This window comes from Streptomyces kunmingensis, assembly GCF_039533535.1.
Taxonomy (GTDB): domain Bacteria; phylum Actinomycetota; class Actinomycetes; order Streptomycetales; family Streptomycetaceae; genus Streptomyces; species Streptomyces kunmingensis.
Genome location: NZ_BAAATS010000006.1, coordinates 526014 through 549166 on the forward strand (window position 1 = coordinate 526014; position 23153 = coordinate 549166).

Genomic DNA, 23153 nt, shown 5'->3' on the forward strand with positions numbered 1-23153 from the left:
CGCGCCCCTGAGCGGCGCCTCCTAGGCTTCTGCGACCTTGCCCGCCGCTACCTCAAGGCGCCTGGTCGTCTTCACCGCGTCCAGCATCCTGCGGTCGTGCGTGACCAGAAGCAGCGTGCCGTTGTACGAGTCCAGGGCCGACTCCAGCTGCTCGATGGCCGGCAGGTCCAGGTGGTTGGTCGGCTCGTCCAGGACCAGGAGGTTGACGCCCCTGCCCTGGAGGAGGGCGAGGGCGGCGCGGGTGCGTTCGCCTGGTGAGAGGGTCGCCGCCGGGCGCAGGACGTGGTCCGCCTTCAGGCCGAACTTGGCGAGCAGGGTGCGGACCTCGGCCGGTTCGGTGTCGGGGACGGCCGCGCAGAACGCGTCGAGCAGGGCCTCCGGGCCGTGGAACAGGGCGCGGGCCTGGTCGACCTCGCCGACCACGACACCGGAGCCGAGCGTCGCGTGCCCCGAGTCGAGCGGGATGCGGCCGAGCAGGGCGCCGAGCAGGGTCGACTTCCCGGAGCCGTTCACGCCGGTGATCGCGATCCGGTCCGCCCAGTCGATCTGGAGCGTCACCGGGCCGAACCTGAAGTCCCCGCGGACCAGTTCGGCGTCCCGGAGCGAGGCGACGACCGAGCCGGAACGGGGCGCCGCAGCGATCTCCATGCGCAGCTCCCACTCCTTGCGGGGCTCATCGACGACATCGAGCCGCTCGATCATGCGCTGCGTCTGGCGGGCCTTGGCGGCCTGCTTCTCGCTGGACTCGCTGCGGAACTTGCGGCCGATCTTGTCGTTGTCGGTCGCCTTGCGCCGGGCGTTCTTGACGCCCTTGTCCATCCAGGACCGCTGTGTCTGGGCGCGGCTCTCGAGCGCGGACTTCTTGTCGGCGTACTCCTCGAACTCCTCGCGCGCGTGCCGCCGGGCGACGTCGCGCTCCTCCAGGTAGGCGTCGTAGCCGCCGCCGTAGAGGTTGATCTGCTGCTGGGCGAGGTCGAGTTCCAGGACCTTGGTGACCGTGCGGGTGAGGAACTCCCGGTCGTGGCTGACGACGACGGTGCCCGCGCGAAGGCCCCGGACGAACGACTCCAGGCGCTCCAGGCCCGCGAGGTCCAGGTCGTTGGTCGGCTCGTCCAGGAGGAAGACGTCGTAGCGGGAGAGGAGGAGGGAGGCCAGGCCCGCGCGGGCCGCCTGGCCGCCGGAGAGCGACGTCATCGCCTGGTCGAGGCCGACGCTCAGGCCGAGCTGTCCGGCGACCTCCTCGGCCCGCTCGTCGAGGTCGGCGCCGCCCAGGTCCAGCCAGCGCTCCAGGCTGGTCGCGTACGCGTCGTCGGCGCCCGGAGCCTCGTCGACGAGGGCCTGGGTCGCTTCGTCCATGAGGCGCTGCGCCTCGTCGACGCCGGTGCGGCGGGCGAGGAACTGCCGCACGGTCTCGTCGGGCCTGCGGTCCGGTTCCTGCGGGAGGTGGCCCACGGTCGCGGTCGCCGGGGAGAGCCGCAGCTCGCCCTCCTCCGGGGTGGCGAGTCCGGCGAGGAGCCGCAGGAGGGTGGACTTCCCGGCACCGTTGGCGCCGACGAGTCCGATCACGTCGCCGGGCGCGACGACGAGGTCGAGTCCGGCGAACAGGGCACGGTCCCCGTGTCCGGCGGCGAGGTTCTTGGCTACGAGCGTGGCAGTCATCAGGGCTCTGATCCTAATCGGGCGCCGGAGCGGGGCACGCTCGCACTGCCCCGTCGGCGGTCAGCGCGCCATCGGCGCCACCAGCACGCTCCCGGTGGTGCGGGCCACGAGGAAGCACTCCCCCTTGGTCGCCTTGCTGTCGAGCGGGATGCGGTGCGGGCCGGGGCCGAGGACCTCGTCGAAGACATCGTGGGTGTGGGTGCGGTACAGGCGGTCGAGACGGTACGAGGTGAGCTGGACGCGGCATGTGGACGTGACTTCCAGGCCCGCCTCCCCGTCGGCGGCGACGAGCCTTGTCAGCCGGCGCTGTTCCTGCGGGCTGCGGTCGAGCGCGGCCTCGATCTGGGCGACGAGCAGCGGGATGATCGGGGCGAGTCCGTCGACGTAGGCGGGATCGGCGCCCGCCTGTTCGAACTGTCGCCGCACGACGGCTCGTCGGTGCTCATCGACGGTACGGCCGAAGGCGACGGCCCCGTACGTCCACAGTTCTTCGGCGGAGACGCCGGACGCGTCCTGGGTGATCTCGGCGCCGATACCGATGGTGCGCAGGGCGGCGGCGAGTTTGGCGAGGACGGCGACGCGGGCGCCGATGAGCAGGACCCGGCGGCGTTCTACGGGTTCGGCGGCCGCGTCGAGCAGAGCGCCGAGCGCCGTGCGGTAGGCGGCTCCGTGGAAGCGGAACGGGCCTATGCCGTGGTAGCCGTTGCGCTCCAGGTCGGCGTGGTCGTCGGTCTGCCAGGCGAAGTCGCGCCACACGAAGTCGTCACTGCCGTCGTCGGCCCGCTCGATCACGGCGGTGACCGCGCCGCACTCCAGACCCTCGCACTCGGGACAGCCGTAGATGACGTACCGGCCGTCGGCGAGCGGCGCCTCGGCCTCCATCAGCAGGCTCTTGACGTGGTCGGTGAAGATGGCGGGCGGGATGTCGGCGGCCAGCGGGGAGACCGCGTCGAGGTCGGAGAGCTGGAACAGCAGCGGGCGCCCGTTGACGATGAAGTCCACGAAGTCCCGGTGGACTTGGACCTCACCGTTGGCGAGCACTCCACCGGCGCGCATCGCCGGTGCCAGGCCGAAAGTCGCATACTCGGCAGACATGCGGTGAGTATCCCCACTTGCCACCTGTTGTGACCGCGGCATCAGATATTCCGCTACGGCACTATGGGGTCGGGACGCCGCCGCCGCGGAGCGGACCGCGGCGTCCCGTGTGAACCTCGGCCTCTGTGGACCTCAGTGTTTCCCGATGGGGTCGCCTTCTGTCTCCAGGCCTTCCCCGGGGCCGATCGTGATCTCGAACTCGCCGCCGTACTTCTGGTGTCCTGCGACCACGGCCGCCTCGACGACCTCGGTGCCCATGTCGCCGCGGACGATGAGCGGGTCCCGGCGCAGGTCGCGCATGAGGGCCACGCACATGCCGATCATCACGAGGGTGAAGGGCGCTGCCACGAGGATCGTGAGGTTCTGCAGGCCGGTGAGCGCGTTGCCCGAGCCGTCGCCGATGAGCAGCATGACGGCCGCCACCGCGCCCGTCACCACGCCCCAGAAGATGACGACGAACCGGCCGGGTTCGAGCGCGCCCTTCTGCGACAGGGTGCCCATGACGATCGAGGCGGCGTCCGCGCCGGAGACGAAGAAGATGCCGACCAGGATCATGACGAGCAGGCTCGTGGCGGTGGCGATCGGGAACTCCTGGAGTACGCCGAAGAGTTGCGCCTCCGGGGTGGTGGCGCCGGCGAGCTGCCCGTGCTCCTTCATCTTCATCGCCGTACCGCCGAAGATCGCGAACCAGAGCAGGCTCACGGTGGACGGGACGAGGATGACGCCGCCGACGAACTGGCGGATGGTGCGGCCGCGGCTGATGCGCGCGATGAACATGCCGACGAAGGGCGTCCAGGAGATCCACCAGGCCCAGTAGAAGACCGTCCAGCTGCCGAGCCAGTCGGCGACACCCTTGCCGCTGGAGGCTTCGGTGCGGCCGATGAGCTGGGGCAGGTCGCCGAGGTAGGCGCCGATGGAGGTGGGGAGGAGGTCAAGGACGATGATCGTCGGGCCTGCGACGAAGACGAAGACCGCCAGGACGAGCGCGAGCACCATGTTGATGTTCGACAGCCACTGGATGCCCTTCTCCACACCGGAGACCGCGGAGGCGACGAACGCGACGGTCAGGACGGCGATGATGGAGACGAGCAGCCCCGTGCCCGCCTTGTCCATCCAGTCGAGCTCCTCGAATCCGGAGCCGATCTGCAGCGCGCCGAGGCCGAGCGAGGCCGCCGAGCCGAAGAGCGTGGCGAAGATCGCGATGATGTCGATGACCCGGCCCCACGCCCCGTGGGCGTGCTTCTCGCCGATGAGCGGCACGAAGACGGAGGAGATCGTCTGCCGCCTGCGGCGGCGGAACGTGCTGTAGGCGATGGCGAGTCCGACGACCGCGTAGATCGCCCAGGGGTGCAGCGTCCAGTGGAACAGGGTGGTCGCCATGGCCGTTTCCATGGCGTCGGCCGAGTCCGCCGGGTCGGTGCCCGGCGGGGGCGTGGTGAAGTGCGCGAGGGGTTCGCTCACGCCGTAGAACATGAGACCGATGCCCATGCCGGCGCTGAACATCATGGCGACCCAGGAGACGGTGCGGAACTCCGGCTCCTCGCCCTCCTTGCCCAGCGTGATCTTCCCGTAGCGGCTGACGGCCAGCCACAGCGCGAAGACGACGAAGCCGGTGGCGGCGAGCATGAACGCCCAACCGCCGTTGTGGATCAGTCCTTTGAGCGCCTTGTTGGAGACGCTCTCCAAGTTGTCGGTCGCGACGGAGCCCCAGACCACGAAGGCCAGGGTGAGCACGGCGGTGACGCCGAACACGATCTTGTCGGTGGCGGGGCTCCGGCCGCCTGCTGCGCCCTCTTGGGGAAGGGACGCGTCGGGTGGTGGTTTCTGAGGGGTTGTCACCCCGTAGGGCCTACCACATCCGGCGCGTCCCACACCTGTTCAGCAGCGGGTGTCGGGCGCCCCTTCTGTCAGGTGGTACGGCGCGTGGGCGTCGAGCAGCAGTGCCACCAGGGCCCGTTCGGACTGCCGCAGCGGTACGTACGCCCCGCTGCCCGATCTGCGGACGGTGATGCCGTGCAGGGCCAACTCGTCCTTGTACTCGGCGTATTGGTCCGCGGTGAGCCGGTAGCCGCAGGGCGGGTCCTGGAGGGTCTCGGCCGGTTCGGCCGGGTCGTTGTCGGCGCCCCCGACGTAGACGGGCCCGGTGTCACGGAAGCCGGCGAGGCGGGCGGCGCCGGTCGCCGCCTCGATCCGGCCGGCCCGTTCGCCGCTGAAGCGGAACAGTCCGGTGAGTGCGGCGAGTTGTGAGTCGCGGCGGCGCCGGTTGTTCAGCGACTCGTCGGCTTCCTCGGCGGGAGTGCCGGGGTCGACGCGGCTCTCGATGAGCAGGCCGACCGCGTGCTTGATCCCGGACATGTTGCGCAGGATGCGCTCCTGTCCGTCGCCCGCGGTCTGCTTGATCGGGTCGCCGGTGACCGGGTCGGTCCAGATGCCGTACGTGCCCGTGGAGTGCCCGGCGGCCTGTGCGGCCGGGCGGACGTAGTCGAGGGACAGTGTCTCGGCCTCGTCGTGGACCCGGGCGTCGGTGTTCAGGTTGCGCGGCCAGAGGTCGAAGAGGGCCTTGTCGTAGTACTGGGGCGTGGCCCCGTACTCGTGCAGGTCGTAGATGACGTCGGGCTGCCGGTCGCGGATGACGGCCGCCATGGCCCGCGCCTCCGCCGTCTTGAGGGAGAGGTGGTCGCGGTTGATGTCGATGCCGTCGGAGTTGCCGCGGGTGTCGGCGGCGCGTCCGTCGGGGTTGGCGGTGGGCACGACGAGGAGGGTCGTCCGGGCCAGGAATGCCTGTGTGGCCGCGTCTTTGGTGTACTTGGCGTACGCGAGGTCGCGGATCTCGGTGAGACACGCCTCGCGGCCGGACGGTTCGTCGCCGTGCTGGCTGCAGATCAGCAGCACGGTACGGGCGGAGTGGCGCGCGCCGATGCGGACCAGCTGCACCGGACGGTCCTGCTTCGTCGTGCCGATGCGGGAGACGGAGACCTTGTCGGACGCCTTGTCGACGGCGGCGAGGAGGCGCTGCTCCTCGGGCTGGCTGGTCCAGCGGGCGCCGTTGGTCTGCTCGAAGCCGGTCCGCGGCGGGGTGGCGGTCGCCTGCGCCGGGACCGTGGCGACGAGGGGCGCGGCGAGCGCCGCCGCGGCGGCGGTGGCCAGGGCGAGGGTCTGTCTACGGGACTTCATCGGTTGCTGCCTCCCGGGAGGGGGCGGTCCAGACGGTACGTGCTCACGCCGTCGGCCGTCTTCGAACGGGGCGTGACCCCGTGGGATCCGGCGGTGGCCGCCGTGAACGCCTTGGCGCCGCCGACGACGGGGACGCGGGCCACGGTGCGGGACAGGTCGACGGTCAGGGTCGGCCTGGTCGACGGGGGGTCGATGAGGTCCTTGTCCGTCCCGGCGACGATCAGGGCGAGCCGGTGGCCCTTGGGCACGACGTGGTCGCTCGCGGCGAGCTGCAGGGTGACGGTGTACGCCTTGCCGGGGGTCAGCGGGCGGCCCTTGTCCGGGTTCGCGTAGGTGCCGAGGTCGGCCCAGCCGCGGCTGAAGATCGTCGAGTTGACGTCGGCGGTGGCGGCCTGGGTGTTCTTGTAGCAGGAGCTGTCACCGGTGGTGCTGGGGCCGTAGCAGCTGCGGTCGGTGAGGGTCGTGATGCCTTCGCCGGCGCCCGCGTAGTCGCGGATGGTGGCCGGGCCGAGGTCGACGAGGACGGCACTCAGGTGCGCGCTGCCGGTGGTCGGGGTCGCGGTGACCGTCACCTTCGAGGAGCCGGACAGGCGCAGGTCCTTGCCGAGCGGGCGGCTGATGAACCCGGCCTTGCCCGGGGTCGACGTGTCGATCTGTGCGGCCCAGTCGGTCTCGCTCAGGGCCGGGTCGTCGGTGAACGTCTCGGTGCCGCGGCCGGATGCGAGGCCGAGGGTGCCGACGCCCGCGGCGCTGCCCTTGCCGGGGTGCAGCGCGGTCGTCGCCGTCGTGCGCGCGGGCCACACCTTGTCGGTGCTCCAGTGGTCCGGGGTGCGCTCGATGTCGGCCATGGGCTCGCGGTCGATGCCGTTGTCGTAGCCAAGGAGTTCGTGGTCGAACCAGCGGTGCAGGGTGGGGACCCAGGCGTCACGGCGGTAGTCGAACGGGTCGACGTGGCCGGTCTGGGAGAGCCAGATCTTGCGGTCGACACCGTTCTTCGCGAGCGCGTCCCACCACTGGCCGAAGTGCTTGGCGCGGACGTTGAGGTCCTGCATGCCGTGCGTGACGAAGACGCTGGCCTTCACCTTGTGGGCGTCCTTGACGTAGTCGCGCTCCTCCCACAGCGAGGTCCAGTCACCGCTGCGGGGCGCTTCGTCGACAAGTCGCTTCTGCACGGCGGCGCAGCGCGCGCGGGCCTCGTCGCTCTCCACGGCGTCGGACAGCCACTCGGGGCCCGAGTCGTAGAGCGGGGCGCCCTGCTGGAAGTAGTAGTCGTACCAGGACGAGATCGCGCCGATCGGGACGATCGTCTCCAGGCCCTCGACGCCGGTCGCGGCGACGCCGTTGGCGATGGTGCCGTCGTAGCTCTTGCCGATCATGCCGGTGCGGCCGTTGGTCCAGGACGCCTGGGCGCGCTCGGTGCCGGTGCGGCTCGAGTAGCCCTTGGCGCGGCCGTTCAGCCAGTCGACGACGGCCTTGGCGGACTGGATGTCGGAGCGTCCGCCGACGTCGACGCAGCCGTCGGAGCGGTTGGTGCCGGCGAGGTCGACGGCGACGAAGGCGTAGCCGCGGGGCACGAAGTAGTTGTCGTAGTAGAGCGGCATCTGGACGACGTTGCCGTTGGCGTCGTACGTCTTGAGCTGGCTCTCGTTGCCGCGTCCGCAGCAGGAGTAGTACGGGCTCGCGTCCATGATGACGGGGATCTTGCGGCCCTGTGCGGCGGGTTCGCGCGGGCGGACGATGTCGACGGCGACCCGGTCGGTCTTTCCGTCGTCGTCCCCGTCGACGCGGGTGTCGACCCAGACGGACTCGCGGATCGCGTTCCCGTACGAGTAGACGGGCTGCGACTCGCGGGGAGCGGGCGCGGCCTGGGCGGCGCCGGGGACGACGAGAACGGCGAGCAGGGCGGTGGTGGCCGCGGCTGCGAACGTTCTCCAGAGGCGGTGGGTGCGTCTGGCAGGTATCGGCATGGCGCGGAAGGTACACGGGTCGACTCCCGCGCGACAGAGGGCCGTACGCACCGATGACAGGCGCATGGGACAGGAAGGCACATGTCGGCCGAATGGCGATCGTGTGACAGCGGGGGCCATGGACATGACCGGGACGGCAGGTGCTGAATAGGCTCGCGGACGAGATCAATCCTCGGCCTGCCCCTACGACTTGGAGCTTTCGTGTACCGCAGACTCATCGCCCCCGGCGCGCTCGCGGCCTCTCTGCTGCTGGCGATCCCGGCATCGGCCGCCGACTTCGAGCCGGGCGCCGCGGGCATCGGTGACCCCTACTACCCGACGTACGGGAACGGCGGCTACGACGTCTCCCACTACGACCTGCGTCTGGAGTACCAGCCGAAGACGGACCTGTTGGAGGGCACGGCGACGATCCTCGCCTCCTCCACGCAGGACCTGTCGCGGTTCAACCTCGACTTCGGGCTCACCGCGAGCGAGGTCAGGGTGAACGGCAAGAAGGCGCGGTTCGCCAAGTCGGGCGTGCAGGAGCTGGAGGTGACGCCCGCGGCCGGGCTGCCCAAGGGCACCCCGTTCACGGTCGTCGTGAAGTACGCGGGCAAGCCGTCCGAGGTGAAGCTGTGGGGGTTCACGTCCTGGCAGCGCACCCCGGACGGTGGCGTCGCCGCCAACGAGCCGGAGGCGGCCGCCTGGTGGTTCCCGTCCAACGACCACCCGCGCGACAAGGCGACGTACGACGTGTCGGTGTCCGTGCCCGACGGTACGCAGGCGATCTCCAACGGCACGCTCCAGTCGCAGAGTTCGAAGCTGGGCTGGACCCGCTTCAACTGGCGCTCCAGCAAGCCGCAGGCCACGTATCTCGCGACGCTCGCGGTCGGCAAGTTCGACATCACGACCGACACGACGGCGAACGGTCTGCCGGTCGTCAACGCCTACAGCAAGGACCTCGGCGCGAACGAGGGCGCCGCCAAGGCGAGCGTGGAGCGCACGACCGAGGTCGCCGAGTGGCTGGAGACGGTCTTCGGGACGTACCCCTTCGAGGCGCTCGGCGGGTACGTCCCGAACGTGCCGTCGTCGTTCGCCCTGGAGACGCAGACGCGCCCCTTCTACTCGCCGAAGCAGTTCGCGAACGGCTCGAACGTGTCCGTCGTCGTCCATGAGCTGGCGCACCAGTGGTACGGCGACAGCGTCTCCGTCGACGACTGGAAGGACATCTGGATCAACGAGGGCTTCGCCCGCTACAGCCAGTGGCTCTGGTCCGAGAAGGAGGGCGAGGGCACGGCCCAGGAACTCGCGGACTACGTGTACGCGCAGCACCCGGCGGACGACCCGTTCTGGCAGGTCGAGCCGGGTGACCCGGGGGCGGAGAACCAGTTCGACGCGGCCGTGTACGACCGGGGGGCCGTGGCGGTGCAGGCGCTGCGCAACGCGGTCGGAGAGAAGAAGTTCTTCGCGATTCTGAAGGGGTGGCCGAAGGTGCACGCGTACGGCAACGCGGGTGTCTCCGACTTTGTGCGGTATGCGGAGAAGGTCTCTGGTAAGCCGTTGGCGGGGTTGTTCGATACGTGGCTGTATCAGCCGGTGAAGCCTGCGGCGTCCGCGCTGGGGGCCTTGTCTGCGCCGGAGCAGCCGAAGTCCTGGAAGAAGATCGCGGCTACCAATGGGGTGCATGGGGAGCGCTGAGCGGGTGCGGGACGGTGGGGGCTGGTCGCGCAGTTCCCCGCGCCCCTGGAGCATGCGGCTTCGCCGCGGCTCCATGAGGTGGCGCACGAAGTGCGCCTCTCAGGGGCGCGGGGAACTGCGCGAGAAGCCCCCACCGGCCCGCACTCGGCGGACGGACCGCTCACGGCAGACGCGTCGCCGCCCTCGCCCGGCGCGCGAGCGGGAGGTATCTCAGGCGCTCCGGGAGGCGGGGGACGAGCCACCGGACCAGCACAGCCACCCGCCGCAACCGCCGCTCCTGCCGCGGGGTCCACTCGAGGCCGACCGCCTCGCGGGCCTCGGGCGGCAGCAGGCCGATCGACAGGAACCGGAGCACCCGGGTGAGCGCGGGGCGCAGCAGCGGCCACAGAAGACGCAGTACGCGGGGCCCGGGCGGCGGCGGGACGGCCCGGTCGGCGGCCGTCAGCTCCGCGACCACCGCGTTCGGCCCGACTTCCCGCGCGAGCACCTTCTCGTAGTACGGCCAGAACTCCTCGACCGTCTGCGGCATGTCCCGGTCGTGGATGCCGAGTATGCGCCCGACCATCAGCCACTCCGCGTAGAACCGCTCGTCCTCGGCGGGCGTGAAGGGCCGGGCGAAGTAGCGGCGGGCGTAGCGGGCGACGGGGTAGCCCGTGGCGTGGACCCAGGCGTAGTACGCGGGGGTCAGCGCGTGGTAGCGGCGGCCGTGCGGGTCCGTGCCCTGTATGGCGCGGTGCAGGCGCCGCAGTCTGCGGCCTTCCTCGGCCGCCTCGTCGCCGCCGTAGACCCACAGCAGGACCGAGGTGAGCGAGCGCTGCCCGCGGCCCCAGGGGTCGGTCCTGAACACCGAGTGGTCGTCGACACCGGCGCCGACGGCGGGGTGTGCGACCTGGAGCACGAACGCGGCCGGCAGCGCGAGCAGGGAGCGGATGTCGCCCGCGGTGTCCCAGAGGATCCCGCCGGGCGGGGGCGGCGGCGGATCCGGCTCGTGCTTCATACGGTTTCCTGTGGGACGGGTGGGGCTGTTGATGTCTGTGTTCCAGTATGCGCCGCCTGGTTTTCCGGTTCTTCGTCGGTGCTCTCGAAAGTGCGGGCGACTTGCGCTACACCCTGCCCATGGGCCGTTACAGCAGACTGCGTGAGATACGCCGCATGGACCCCGAGCGGGACTACGAACGGATCCACAAACTCATCTCCCAGTACGAGTTCCCGTGGGACTACAACCAGGGCATAGGGGTCGCTTTCCTGCGCGACTACGGGGTGCCGCGGATCTCCCGGCTCCTCGACCACACGCAGGAGTTCGAGCGAGCCGGGCAGAAGCGGTACGACGACACGGTGCTGTTCGCGTTCGAGATGACCGAGGACGGCTTCGACTCGGAGCGCGGGCGGGCGGCGGCCCGGCATCTCAACCGGGTGCACGGCCGCTACGACATCGCGAACGAGGACTTCCGCTATGTCCTCGCGACCACCGTCGTCGGGCCCAAGCGCTGGATCGACGCGTACGGGTGGCGGCCGCTGTGCGCGAACGAGACACAGGCGCTGGCCCTGGTCGGGCACAAGATGGGTCTGCTGATGGGGATCCGGGACGTGCCGCGCTCGTACGCCGACTTCGAGAAGCTGATGGACGACTACGAGCGGGAGATGTTCGCCTACGACCCGGCGAACCGACGGGTCGTGACCGCCACGTTCCGGGTCATCGCCTCCTGGTATCCCGGCCCGCTGCGGCCCCTGGTCGCCCGGTTCTCGCTGGCGGTGCTCGACGAGCCCCTGTTACGGGCGCTCGGATACCGGCCGCAGCCGCGCTGGGTGCAATCGCTGTCGGTACGGGCGCTGCGGGCGCGCTCGGCGTTCGTACGGCTGCTGCCGCCTCGCCCGAATCGCCGGCCTCGGCTGCCCGAACCGCGCACGTATCCGTTCGGCTACACGCTGGACGATCTGGGACCGCACTGGGCGCACGGGCGGCCACTGCGGCCTCTCCCGGACGAGACCCAGGGCTGACCTGGGGCTGACCCGGGGCTGACCCGGCGGCGGCCTCAGAGCTCTCCCCCGTAGCGCTTGGCCAGGTCGGAGGCGAGTTCGGAGACGCAGGTGCGCAGGTCGGTGACGGCGGCGGTGTGCTCGGAGTCGCCCCCGGCGGGGTGGGTCGGCACGACGTGGGCCCGCAGGTGCCGGGGCGCGGGCGGGGCGGGCGCCGCCTGCACCGGCCGGCGGGGCCGCCGCCGGACGGTGGTGAGAAGCATGGTCGTCAACGCGGCCGCGTACACAGCCAGTTGACCCGCCTTGAGGTGAACGTCCCACGGGACCAGTGCCATGCCTGGGTCCTACCCGGTCGGCACACGGTCGCAACGCTCCGAGGCGCCCGGGACCGAACCGCTCCGCGAGAGCGACCCGGCCCTCCGCTCACCCGTCGTGGTCGTACACCGTGACCGGTATCCCCCGGGCCGTGAGCCGCTCGGTGATCAGCGGCTCGACGCGGGGCCACTTGCCGCCCGCGAGACCGCACCCGATGCGCGGCATGTGGACGGAGGCGCCGAGTTCGGCGGCCTTCGCAGCCACGTCCGCGAGGCCCGCGCCGATCGCCTCGTAGCGGACCGGGACGCCCTTGCTGCCCGTGCGGGTGCCGCGCTGGCCGACCAGGTTCGCCACCCACAGGTACGACTCGACCTGGACGAACTGGACGGCGCCGAGCCCGAAGTCGTTCGTCGCGCGCTCGCGGTGCCAGCGGCGGTACGCCTTCTCCGGCTCGGGCCAGCGGCGCGACAGGGCGAGGACGAAGCCCTTGCCCCATCCCCCGATGTCGTTGCAGACATGGACGATCAGTCGTGGGCCCTTGCCGAACGGCTGGGTGGCGTCACCCCGGACGTACGTGATCTCCGACATGACGCCACCGTAGAGGCCGGCACTGACAACGGGGTCAGCGGCGGGTTTTCTCCATGGTCTATCGGCCCTTGGGGCTGTTCGTCAGCTCCTGGGTTCCCTCGCGCGCGATGCGGCGGCGGGCCGCGAACCAGCCCGCCACGAGCAGGACCGCGACTATCGGGATCAGGGAGAGCGTCTTGCGGCCGGTCTCCGCGTCGTTCCACATGAGGCCGAGGACGGAGAGCAGGAAGACGATCGTGACGATCTCGGTGACCGGGGACCACGGCAGGCGGAACGAGGGACGCTGGACCAGGCCCTGCTTGGCGCGGCGGACGAACGCCAGGTGGGCGACCATGATCATGACCCAGGTGCCGATGATGCCGATCGAGGAGACCTCGATGACGATCTCGAAGGCGTCGTGCGGGAGCAGGTAGTTCAGGCCCACGCCGAGGACGCCGACGCCCGCGGTGAGCAGGATGCCGCCGTAGGGCACCTGGCTGCGGTTCATCCGGGCGGTGAACTTCGGGGCGGAGCCCGACATCGCCATGGAGCGCAGGATGCGGCCCGTGGAGTACAGACCGGAGTTGAGCGAGGACATGGCGGCGGTCAGCACGACCAGGTTCATGATGTCGCCGATGCCGCCGATGCCCAGCTTGCTGAACACGGTGACGAACGGGCTCTCGTCCGACGAGTACACCGTCGACGGGAGCAGCAGGGCGAGCAGCAGCACCGAGCCGCAGTAGAACAGGGCGACGCGCCACATGATCGAGTTCACCGCGCGCGGGACGACCTTCTGCGGGTCCGCGGTCTCGCCCGCGGCGACGCCCACCAGCTCCAGGGCCGCGTAGGCGAACACGACGCCCTGCATGACGAGGACCACCGACATCAGGCCGCTCGGCATGAACCCGCCATGGTCGGTGATCATGCTCAACCCGGGTGTCTGGCCGTCGATCGGGTGCTGCGTGGCGACCAGGAAGATGCCCACGAACAGGAAGGCCACGAGCGTGGCCACCTTGACGATCGCGAACCAGAACTCCATCTCACCGAAGTACTTCACCGAGACGAGGTTCACGCTGAGCACGACGGCGAGGGCGATCAGCGCCAGTACCCACTGCGGGATGGTGGTGAAGGCGCTCCAGTACTGCGTGTAGAGCGCGATGGCCGTGATGTCGGCGATGCCGGTCATCGACCAGTTCAGGAAGTACATCCACCCGGCTACATAGGCGCCCTTCTCGCCGAGGAACTCGCGCGCGTACGACACGAAGGAACCGGAGGAGGGCCGGTACACGACCATCTCGCCGAGAGCCCGCACGACCAGGTACGCGAAGACTCCGCAGATGAGATACGCGACGGCCAGGGCGGGGCCGGCCGAGTGGAGGCGGCCGCCGGCGCCGAGGAAGAGTCCGGTTCCGATCGCGCCACCGATCGCGATCATGTTGACGTGGCGGGCCTTGAGGTCCTTGCTGTAACCGGCGTCGCCCGCGTCGGCGGGCGTCTGGGGCGCATCAGTGGGGGATGCGTCCACGGCCGTGTTCACGGCGTCCTTGCTCACGTGGGGGTGTCCACTCTCTGGTGCCCGGCGGCCGAGGGCCGGCCGGGGTCCGGATGTACTGAGGCCCGCGACACCCCTGACAGTGCGCGGACCGACTGTGCACCTTCCCCCAGAGATCACCGGGAATGCGGTGGCACAGATCACATAGCGGTTCTTCTCACAAAGCGGTATGAGGTCATGCCGGGCACTTTCACAACATCGGTGTGTCAGCAATACTGTTGAACCCGATCGACCCGAGGCGGATATGACGACGGACATCAAGGGCGCCGAGGCGGCGTCCGCTCCCACGCTGACCGTCGACGAGCTGGCCGCGCGCGCGGGCGTCACGGTCCGCACGATCCGCTTCTACAGCACGCGCGGGCTGCTGCCGCCGCCGGTGATCGGCCCGCGCCGGGTCGGCCACTACGGGCAGGACCACCTCTCCCGGCTCGCACTGATCGAGGAGCTCCAGGTCCAGGGCATGACGCTCGCCGCGATCGAGCGCTACCTGGAACAGCTGCCGGCGGACCTGAGCGCACACGACCTGGCCATCCACCGTGCGGTGGTGGCGAGTTGGGCGCCGGACACGGCGGAGGACATGGAGCGCGCCGAGCTGGAGAAGCGGGCCGGCCGCGCCCTGTCCGGCACCGACCTGGACCGGCTCTCGGCGATGGGCGTCATCGCGTACGAGGAGGACGCCGACGTGTACCGCGTGGACGTGGGCCTGCTGCGCCTGGGCGTGCAGCTGCTCGGCGTGCCGATCGCGCACGAGACGATCCTCGCCGCGCGCACGGTCCTCATGGAGCACACCCGGCAGGCGGCGCACGAGCTGTCCCGGCTGTTCCGGGACGAGGTGTGGGGGCCCTACCGGGAGCGCGAGTCGGACCCGGAGCATCTCGCGGCGATGAAGTCGCTGTCGGCCCATATGCAGCCGATGGTCGTACAGGCGCTGGTGACGGCGTTCCAGCGGTCGTTGAAGGAGGAGCTGCGGGAGGCGTTCCACGCCGAGGGCTGACACCCGGACCGGGCACCCGGGTGGACGCCTCCCGCGCCGGACGAGGTCAGTCCTTGAAGGTCTCGCCCTTCTCCGCCTTCTCCACGAGGAGCGCGGGCGGCAGGAACCGGTCGCCGTAGCGCTCGGCCAGTTCGCGCGCGCGGGCGACGAATCCGGTGAGGCCGCCCTCGTAGCCGTTGATGTACTGGAGCACGCCGCCGGTCCAGCCGGGGAAGCCGATGCCGAAGATCGAGCCGATGTTGGCGTCGGCGACGGAGGTGAGAACACCCTCCTCCACGAGCCGCACCGTGTCGAGCGCCTCCGAGAAGAGCATGCGTTCCTGCATGTCCTCGAAGGGGATCTCGGACCCCGCCTTGGTGAAGTGCTCGCGCAGACCCGGCCAGAGACCGGCGCGCTTGCCGTCCTCGCCGTACTCGTAGAAGCCCGCGCCGCCGCTGCGTCCGGGGCGGCCGAACTCGTCGACCATGCGGTCGATGACGCCCTCGGCCGGGTGCGCGGTCCACTCGCCGCCGGCCTCGAGAATCGCGGCCTTGGTCTCGTTGCGGATCTTGCGGGGCAGGGTCAGGGTCAGCTCGTCCATCAGGGACAGGACCTTGGCCGGGTAGCCGGCCTGGCCCGCGGCCTGCTCCACGGAGGCGGGCTCGATGCCCTCGCCGACCATGGCGACGCCCTCGTTGATGAAGTGGCCGATGACCCGGGACGTGAAGAAGCCGCGCGAGTCGTTGACGACGATCGGCGTCTTGTTGATCTGCCGTACGAGGTCGAAGGCGCGGGCCAGGGCCTCGTCGCCGGTCTGCTCGCCCCTGATGATCTCGACGAGCGGCATCTTGTCGACGGGCGAGAAGAAGTGCAGGCCGATGAAGTCGCCGCGGCGCTCGACGCCCTCGGCGAGGACGCTGATCGGCAGCGTGGAGGTGTTGGAGCACAGCAGCGCGTCCGGGGCGACGACGTGCTGGATCTCCTGGAACACCTTGTGCTTGAGCGACGGGTCCTCGAAGACGGCCTCGATGACGGCGTCGCAGCCGGCCAGTGCCTGCGGGTCGGCGGTGGGCGTGATGCGGGCGAGCAGCGCGTCCGCCTTCTCCTGGGTCGTACGTCCACGGGTGACGGCCTTGGCGCACAGCTTCTCGGAGTAGGCCTTGCCCTTGGCGGCGGCCTCTGCGGACACGTCCTTGAGGACGACGTCGATCCCTGCGCGGGCACAGGAGTAGGCGATGCCCGCACCCATCATCCCGGCGCCGAGCACGGCGACCTTGGTGACCTTGCGCGGCTCGATGCCCTTCGGGCGGTTGGCGCCCGAGTTGACGGCCTGGAGGTCGAAGAAGAACGCCTGGATCATGTTCTTCGCGGTCTGCCCAGTGACCAGCTCGGTGAAGTAACGGGCCTCGATGGTCAGGGCCGTCTCGAAGTCGACCTGCGAGCCCTCGACGGCCGCGGCGAGGATGTTGCGGGGGGCCGGGTAGGGCGCGCCGTTCAGCTGCTTCTTGAGGTTGGCGGGGAAGGCGGGGAGGTTCGCGGCGAACTTGGGGTGGGCCGGGGTGCCGCCCGGGATGCGGTAGCCGGGCTTGTCCCAGGGCTGCTGCGACTCGGGGTGGGCGTCGATGAAGGCGCGGGCCTTCTCGATCATCTCCTCGCGGGTGGCGGCCACTTCATGGATCAGGCCGTTCTCCAGGGCGCGCTTCGGGGCGTACTGGGTGCCCTGGAGCAGCACCTTGAGGAGGGCGTCGGCGATGCCCATGAGGCGGACGGTACGGGTCACACCGCCGCCGGCCGGGAGCAGGCCCAGGGTGACCTCGGGGAGGCCGATCTTCGAGCCCGGGGCGTCGAGCGCGACGCGGTGGTGGCTGGCGAGCGCGATCTCGTAACCGCCGCCCAGGGCCGCGCCGTTGATCGCCGCGACGACGGGCTTGCCTAGCGTCTCGATGCGGCGCAGCGAGTTCTTGATGCCGAGGCCGGTCTCGAAGACGGCCTGGGCGTCCTCGGGCCCGGCCTTCATCATGTCCTTCAGGTCGCCGCCCGCGAAGAAGGTCTTCTTGGCGGAGGTGTAGATGATCCCGCGGATCGCGTCGCGCTCGGCCTCCGCGCGGTCGGCGATCGCGGCGATGGAGTCCTTGAACGCCTGGTTCATGGTGTTCGCGGACTGGTTCGGGTCGTCGAGGACGAGGGTGACGATGCCGGTTTCGTCCTGTTCCCAGCGGATGGTTGTGCTGGCAGTCATTTGGGTCTCCGTGACGTCTTGTGCGGGGAGTTTTTGGGCGGGATCCGGGGAGGGGCTGGCTGTGTTTCGCGGCCGGGTGCGGGTCGGTGGGGCTTCTCGCGCAGTTCCCCGCGCCCTCATGGGGCTGCGGCGGAGCCGCATGCTCCAGGGGCGCGGGGAACTGCGCGACCAGCCACGACGAGACCCGCACCCGGCGACGAACACCGCCCCTACGGCGCTACACCCGCTCCACGATGGTCGCGATCCCCATCCCACCCCCGACGCACAACGTGGCCAGCCCATACCGGAGGTCCCTGCGCTCGAGCTCGTCCACCAGCGTGCCCAGGATCATCGCCCCGGTCGCGCCGAGCGGGTGCCCGAGCGCGATCGCCCCGCCGTTGACGTTGACCTTGTCGAGCGAGAGGCCCATGTCCCGGACGAAGCGGAGCACCACCGCCGCGAACGCCTCGTTGATCTCGACGAGGTCGATGTCGTCGATGGTCAGGCCCGCCTTGGCGAGGGCCTTGCGGGTCGCGGGCGCGGGCCCGGTGAGCATGATGGTCGGCTCGGAGCCGGAGACGGCCACGGAGACGACGCGGGCCCGCGGCGTCAGGTCGTAGCGCTCGCCGACCTCGCGCGAGCCGATGGCGACGAGGGAGGCGCCGTCGACGATGCCGGAGGAGTTGCCCGCGTGGTGCACGTGGTCGATCTTCTCGACCCAGTGGTACTTCTGCAGTGCCACCGCGTCGAAGCCGCCCAGGTCGCCGATGTCCTTGAAGGACGGCTTGAGCTTGGCCAGCGAGTCCGCGGTGGTGCCGGGGCGCAGGAACTCGTCGTGGTCGAGGACGGTCAGGCCGCTGCGGTCCTTGACGGGGACGATCGAGCGGTCGAAGCGCCCGTCCTTGACCGCGGCGGCGGCCCGCTCCTGGGAGAGCGCCGCGTACTCGTCGACGTCGCGCCGGGAAAAGCCCTCGATGGTGGCGATGAGGTCGGCGCCGATGCCCTGCGGCACGAAGCCGGTCTCGAAGTTGGTCATCGGGTCGGCGAACCAGGCACCGCCGTCGGAGGCCATCGGCACCCGCGACATCGACTCGACACCACCGGCGAGGACGAGGTCCTCCCAGCCCGAACGGACCTTCATCGCCGCCAGGTTGACGGCCTCGAGGCCCGAGGCACAGAAGCGGTTCTCCTGGACGCCGGCGACCGTGTCGGGCAGGCCGGCGGCGATGGCGGCGATCCGGGCGATGTCGGAGCCCTGGTCGCCGACCGGGCCCACGACGCCGAGCACGATGTCGTCGATCGCGGCGGGGTCCAGGCCCGGGAAGCGCGCCCGGATCTCGTGGATGAGACCGACGACGAGGTCGATCGGCTTGGTGCCGTGCAGGGAGCCGCTGGCCTTGCCACGGCCGCGCGGGGTGCGGATCGCGTCGTATACGTACGCGTCAGTGGTCACGGAAGTGCCTTTCGGGACATCGGAGCGAGGGGCAGGGTCAGGACAGCAGCGAACGGCCGATGATCTCCTTCATGATCTCGGTCGTGCCGCCGTAGATGGTCTGGATGCGGCCGTCGGTGAAGGCCTTGGCGACGCGGTACTCGGTCATGTACCCGTACCCGCCGTGCAGTTGGAGGCAGCGGTCGGCGACGCGCTTCTGCAGTTCGGTCGCCCACCACTTGGCCATGGAGGCGTGCACGGCGTCGAGGGTGCCGTCGGAGTGGTCCTCGATGCAGCGGTCGAGGAACGTGCGGGTGACGGCGCACTCGGTGGCCATCTCGGCTATCTCGAACCGGATGTGCTGGAGCTTGGCGAGCGGCCGGCCGAACGCCTCGCGTTCCTTGACGTAGCTCGTGGTGATCTCCAAGAGGTGCTCGGCGGCGGCGATGGCGGCGACGGCGATGCCCATGCGCTCCTGCGCGAGGTTCGTCATCAGGTGGACGAACGCGCCGTTGAGTTCGCCGAGCAGATTCTCCTTCGGGACGCGGACGTCGTCGAAGAACAACTCGGCCGTGTCCTGCGCCTTCTGGCCGATCTTGTCGAGGTTGCGGCCGCGCTCGAAGCCCTCCGTGCCGCGCTCGACGACGAGCAGCGACAGGCCGTGCGCGCCGCCTTCCTGCGTGGTCTTGGCGACGACGATCACGAGGTCGGCGAGGATGCCGTTGGAGATGAAGGTCTTGGAGCCGTTGAGCAGCCAGTGGTCGCCCCGGTCCTCGGCGGTGGTGCGGATGCCCTGGAGGTCGGAGCCGGCGCCGGGTTCGGTCATCGCGATGGCGGTGATCGTCGAACCGTCGCAGAACCCGGGCAGCCAGCGCCGCTTCTGCTCCTCGGTGCCGAGGGAGGTCAGGTACGGGCCGACGATGTCGTTGTGCAGACCGACGGCGAGGCCCGCGGCGCCCGCGCGCGTGAACTCCTCGGCCAGTACGGCGCTGTAGCGGAAGTCGGTGGTGCCGCCGCCCCCGAACTCCTCGGGCACGGCGAGACCGAGCAGCCCCTGGCGTCCGGCGGCGAGCCAGGCCTCGCGCGCGACGATGCCGTCCTTCTCCCACTGCTCGTAGTGCGGGGTCACCTCCTTGGCGAGGAAGGTGCGGACGGTCTCGCGGAACGCCTCGTGCTCGGCGCTGTACAGGCGTCGCTCCATGCTCGCGATCAACTGCCTTTCTTCGATGAGTCGGTGGGCTCGGAGTCGGTGGGCTCTGTCAGCTCCGGTACACCCCAGTCGCGGGCCACCTCCGCGGTGTCGGCGCCCGGCCGGGCGGGGCCCGAGCGGACCGCGGTGGGCGTGGCGGAGAAGCGGGGCGCGGGTGCGGGCTGGGTGATGCCGCCGTGGTCGACGAAGGTGGAGCGGGCGGCGAGATGCGGGTGGCCGGGGGCCTCACGCAGCGAGAGGACGGGGGCCGCGCAGGCGTCGGAGCCCTCGAAGACGGCCGTCCATTCGTCTCTCGTGCGCTGCTTGAACCGGGCGGCGATGGCCTCGCGCAGCTCGCCCCAGCGGGCCAGGTCCTTGCGTGCGGGCGCACTCCCGGTGAGGCCCATGAGGCGGATGAACTCGTCGTAGAACTGCTGCTCAAGGGCGCCGACCGCCATGTACTGGCCGTCGGCGGTCTCGTACGTGCCGTAGAACGGGCAGCCGCCGTCGAGGAGGTTGGCACCGCGCCGGTCCTGCCAGCCGCCGGCCGCGAGCATGCCGTGGATCATCGCGGCGAGATGGGAGGTGCCGTCGACGATCGCGGCGTCGACGACCTGTCCCGCGCCGGTCGCGCGGGCGTGGTGGAGGGCGGCGAGGATGCCGACGACGAGGTAGAGCGAGCCGCCCGCGTAGTCCCCGACGAGGTTGGCGGGGACGGTCGGCGGCTCGTCGGGCTTGCCGATCATGCCGAGGGCGCCGGTGAGCGCGATGTACCCGATGTCGTGCCCGGCGCGCTGGGCGAGGGGGCCTTCCTGGCCCCAGCCGGTCATCCGGCCGTAGACCAGCTTCGGGTTGCGGGCGTGACAGGTGCCGGGGCCCACGCCCAGGCGCTCGGCGACGCCCGGCCGGTACCCCTCGATCAGTACGTCGGCGCGGTCGGTGAGGCGCAGCACCCGCTCGGCGCCGTCCGGTGCCTTCAGGTCGATGATCACCGACCGTTTGTTGCGGTTGGTGACGTCGTACGCGGGGTCGATCGCGAGGCCCGTGCCGCCGGGCCGGTCGACCCGTACGACATCGGCGCCGAGGTCGGCGAGGAGCATCGCGGCGAACGGCCCCGGGCCGATTCCGGCGAGTTCGACCACGCGCACCCCGGCCAGCGGGCCGCCGCCGGATTCCGTGCCTGCCACTGCCATCCCGCCACGCCCCCAGTCTGTGACACAACTGATGTAACACCGGTGATGCTATGAACCCGTTCCGGTCAGCACAACCCCCCGACGAGCAAGCGCTTAGCCAATTTGCGGCCCGGCCGGGTCCGCCGGCCGCGCGCACGCTAGCCTCGGCCACCGGCAACGGCGCGGGAGCGCGGCGAGGAGTGTCATGAACAGGCCTGGAACCCCTGGATCCCCTGGTACCTCCGGGAACTCCGGGGGCCCTGAGCACCCGGGGAGCGCGGACAGGACGTACGACGTGGTGTTGTTCGGGGCGACGGGTTTCGTGGGGATGCTCACCGCCGAGTACCTCGCGGCGCACGCCCCGGAGGGCCTGCGCTGGGCGATCGCCGGCCGCTCCCTGGCCAAGCTGGAGCGGCTGCGCGAGCGGCTCACCGGCATCGACCCGGCGTGCGCGGTGCTGCCGCTGGAGCGGGCGGACGTGGCCGACGCGGCGTCGCTGCGCGAACTCGCCGGCCGCGCGCGTGTGGTGGCCACGACCGTGGGCCCGTACCTGGAGTACGGGGAGGGACTTGTGGCCGCGTGCGCCGAGGCGGGCACCGATTATGTGGACCTCACGGGCGAGCCCGAGTTCGTGGACCTCATGTATGTGCGGCACGACGCCCGCGCGCGCGAGACGGGTGCCCGGCTCGTGCACGCGTGCGGCTTCGACTCGGTCCCGCACGACCTGGGCGCGTACTTCACCGTGCGGCAGTTGCCGGAGGCCGTGCCACTGCGGGTCGACGGGTTCGTGCGGACGAACGCCGCACCCTCGGGCGGTACGTTCGCGTCCGCGCTGAACCAGTTCGGGCGGGCCCGGCAGATGCTCGCCGCACAGCAGGACCGGCGCCGCCACCAGCCGCGGGTCGTGGGCCGCAGCGCGTACGCGCCGGTGGGGACGCCGCGGTTCGCCAAGGAGGTCGGCGCGTGGGCCCTGCCGCTGCCGACGATCGATCCGCAGGTGGTGCAGCGCTCCGCGCGGGCCCTTGAGCGCTACGGACCGGACTTCCGCTACCGGCACTACGCGGCCGTGAAGTCGCTGCCGGTCGCGCTGGGCGGGGCCGCGGCCGTCGGCGCGCTGTTCGCGGCGGCCCAAGTGCCGCCCGTGCGGCGCTGGCTGAGCGGCCGGCTGCTGCCCGGCGACGGACCCGACGAGGCGCGCAGGGCCAAGAGCTGGTTCTCGGTGCGGTTCGTGGGCGAGGGCGGCGGGCGCCGGGTCTACACGGAGGTCTCCGGCGGTGACCCCGGGTACGGGGAGACCGCGAAGATGCTGGCGGAGTCCGCGCTCTGCCTCGCCCTGGACGAACTCCCGGACACCTCGGGCCAGGTGACCACCGCCGTGGCGATGGGCGACGCGCTGATCGCACGGCTCACGGCGGCGGGGATCGGCTTCCGGGTCGCCGCGGAGCGCTGAGAGGGCGCGGGCACGCGGGAGTTCACGGGCGGGCGCTGAGGTCGATCAGTGCGTCCCGGCACAGGCGGTCCGCCCTGCGGGTCGTCTCCGGGAGCCGGTAGGCGGGCGTCAGGGCCAGGGTGTGCGCGCACACGCCCGCCAGGGAGACGCGGTGGCCCACCGAGACGTACACCGGCTTCACGCCGTCGCGGGTGCGCAGGGCGCGGCCGACCTCCTCGTCCCCGTCCCGCAGCGCGACGGCGCTCCCCCGCTCTTGGCCCAGCGAGCCGTGCTCGAAGGCGAACGGATTCTTGGCGACGCCCATCGTGGGCAGCCCCGTGAGGACGCCGAGATGGCTGGCGAGGCCGAAGCGGCGCGGGTGCGCGAGGCCGTAGCCGTCGCAGACCACGAGCCCCGGGTCGGTGCGCAGCGCCTTCAGGGCGCCCAGGACCGCCGGGATCTCGCGGAACGCCAACAGGCCCGGCACGTAGGGGAAGGCGACGCGTCCGACGGCCGTGGCCTCCTCGACGACGTCGAGCGTCGCGGCGTCGAGGACGACCGCGGCCGCCGCTACGAGATCGCGTGCGTCGTCGTAGGCGACGTCGATCCCGGTGACCGTGCCCGTCCCCGGCGCGGGCCCGGTCTCGTCCCGTACGACGCGGTCGCGCAGCGCGTCCTGCACCGCGCGCGCCGCCGCCTCGTCCGTCGGCCAGCCTTCGGGGACCCCCGTGATCATCCGCATGGGTCAAGCCTAGAA

General features: G+C 70.9%; 18 protein-coding genes. 4 read left to right on the plus strand and 14 right to left on the minus strand.

Going from position 1 to position 23153, the window contains the following annotated elements; genetic code table 11:
* Window positions 1–21 precede the first annotated feature (21 nt).
* The 5 genes from ABD366_RS10595 to ABD366_RS10615 all read right to left on the minus strand — a co-directional run bounded on the left by ABD366_RS10595 (window position 22) and on the right by ABD366_RS10615 (window position 7895).
* Window positions 22–1659, minus strand: a complete 1638-nt coding sequence (locus ABD366_RS10595) for an ABC-F family ATP-binding cassette domain-containing protein (protein ID WP_324772449.1) — start codon at window positions 1657–1659, stop codon at window positions 22–24.
* A 60-nt stretch (window positions 1660–1719) separates the two neighbouring features.
* Window positions 1720–2754 (minus strand): oxidoreductase, encoded by a 1035-nt coding sequence (locus tag ABD366_RS10600; RefSeq protein ID WP_324772448.1) that lies wholly within the window; start codon window positions 2752–2754, stop codon window positions 1720–1722.
* Window positions 2755–2886: 132 nt separating this feature from the next.
* Window positions 2887–4506: a BCCT family transporter gene (locus ABD366_RS10605; RefSeq protein WP_324772588.1), complete on the minus strand. Its 1620-nt coding sequence runs from the start codon at window positions 4504–4506 to the stop codon at window positions 2887–2889.
* 126 nt (window positions 4507–4632) lie between these two features.
* A complete protein-coding gene (locus tag ABD366_RS10610; RefSeq protein WP_324772447.1) occupies window positions 4633–5928 on the minus strand; it encodes a M14 family metallopeptidase in 1296 nt (431 codons plus the stop codon).
* Window positions 5925–7895: a Xaa-Pro dipeptidyl-peptidase gene (locus tag ABD366_RS10615; RefSeq protein WP_324772446.1), complete on the minus strand. Its 1971-nt coding sequence runs from the start codon at window positions 7893–7895 to the stop codon at window positions 5925–5927. The genes ABD366_RS10610 and ABD366_RS10615 overlap by 4 nt, the downstream gene beginning before the upstream one ends.
* Before the next feature lie 201 nt (window positions 7896–8096).
* On the opposite strand from ABD366_RS10615, the gene ABD366_RS10620 reads away from it, so the two are divergent.
* Window positions 8097–9572 (plus strand): M1 family metallopeptidase, encoded by a 1476-nt coding sequence (locus ABD366_RS10620; RefSeq protein WP_324772445.1) that lies wholly within the window; start codon window positions 8097–8099, stop codon window positions 9570–9572.
* A 160-nt stretch (window positions 9573–9732) separates the two neighbouring features.
* On the opposite strand, the gene ABD366_RS10625 is transcribed toward ABD366_RS10620, so the two are convergent.
* Complete coding sequence (locus ABD366_RS10625) at window positions 9733–10569, minus strand: oxygenase MpaB family protein (RefSeq protein WP_324772444.1); 837 nt, start codon at window positions 10567–10569, stop codon at window positions 9733–9735.
* 119 nt (window positions 10570–10688) lie between these two features.
* Between ABD366_RS10625 and ABD366_RS10630 the strand changes: the two genes are divergently transcribed.
* Entirely contained in the window at window positions 10689–11570 is an 882-nt protein-coding gene (locus ABD366_RS10630; RefSeq protein ID WP_324772586.1) for an oxygenase MpaB family protein, read from the plus strand.
* A gap of 35 nt (window positions 11571–11605) precedes the next feature.
* On the opposite strand, the gene ABD366_RS10635 is transcribed toward ABD366_RS10630, so the two are convergent.
* The 3 genes from ABD366_RS10635 to ABD366_RS10645 form a co-directional block, all read right to left on the minus strand.
* Complete coding sequence (locus tag ABD366_RS10635) at window positions 11606–11884, minus strand: hypothetical protein (protein ID WP_324772443.1); 279 nt, start codon at window positions 11882–11884, stop codon at window positions 11606–11608.
* Between the two features lie 88 nt (window positions 11885–11972).
* The gene (locus ABD366_RS10640) at window positions 11973–12452 is read right to left on the minus strand and encodes a macro domain-containing protein (protein WP_324772442.1); all 480 of its coding nucleotides are present in this window, start codon (window positions 12450–12452) and stop codon (window positions 11973–11975) included.
* Window positions 12453–12510: 58 nt separating this feature from the next.
* Entirely contained in the window at window positions 12511–13983 is a 1473-nt protein-coding gene (locus ABD366_RS10645) for an amino acid permease (protein ID WP_324772441.1), read from the minus strand.
* 244 nt (window positions 13984–14227) lie between these two features.
* Here ABD366_RS10645 and ABD366_RS10650 point away from each other — a divergent pair, with 244 nt between their 5' ends.
* Window positions 14228–14977, plus strand: a complete 750-nt coding sequence (locus tag ABD366_RS10650; protein WP_324772440.1) for a MerR family transcriptional regulator — start codon at window positions 14228–14230, stop codon at window positions 14975–14977.
* A gap of 46 nt (window positions 14978–15023) precedes the next feature.
* Here ABD366_RS10650 and ABD366_RS10655 read toward each other — a convergent pair whose 3' ends face one another.
* The 4 genes from ABD366_RS10655 to ABD366_RS10670 all read right to left on the minus strand — a co-directional run bounded on the left by ABD366_RS10655 (window position 15024) and on the right by ABD366_RS10670 (window position 20988).
* A complete protein-coding gene (locus ABD366_RS10655; protein WP_324772439.1) occupies window positions 15024–17195 on the minus strand; it encodes a 3-hydroxyacyl-CoA dehydrogenase NAD-binding domain-containing protein in 2172 nt (723 codons plus the stop codon).
* A gap of 217 nt (window positions 17196–17412) precedes the next feature.
* Window positions 17413–18627 (minus strand): acetyl-CoA C-acetyltransferase, encoded by a 1215-nt coding sequence (locus ABD366_RS10660; protein ID WP_324772438.1) that lies wholly within the window; start codon window positions 18625–18627, stop codon window positions 17413–17415.
* A 37-nt stretch (window positions 18628–18664) separates the two neighbouring features.
* Window positions 18665–19807, minus strand: coding sequence for an acyl-CoA dehydrogenase family protein (locus tag ABD366_RS10665; RefSeq protein WP_324772437.1), 1143 nt, complete (start codon window positions 19805–19807; stop codon window positions 18665–18667).
* Window positions 19808–19815: 8 nt separating this feature from the next.
* Complete coding sequence (locus ABD366_RS10670) at window positions 19816–20988, minus strand: CaiB/BaiF CoA transferase family protein (RefSeq protein WP_324772436.1); 1173 nt, start codon at window positions 20986–20988, stop codon at window positions 19816–19818.
* Window positions 20989–21262: 274 nt separating this feature from the next.
* Between ABD366_RS10670 and ABD366_RS10675 the strand changes: the two genes are divergently transcribed.
* Window positions 21263–22417 (plus strand): saccharopine dehydrogenase family protein, encoded by a 1155-nt coding sequence (locus tag ABD366_RS10675; protein ID WP_324772435.1) that lies wholly within the window; start codon window positions 21263–21265, stop codon window positions 22415–22417.
* 22 nt (window positions 22418–22439) lie between these two features.
* On the opposite strand, the gene ABD366_RS10680 is transcribed toward ABD366_RS10675, so the two are convergent.
* Window positions 22440–23138 (minus strand): endonuclease V, encoded by a 699-nt coding sequence (locus tag ABD366_RS10680; protein WP_411293818.1) that lies wholly within the window; start codon window positions 23136–23138, stop codon window positions 22440–22442.
* Between the last annotated feature and the right edge of the window lie 15 nt (window positions 23139–23153).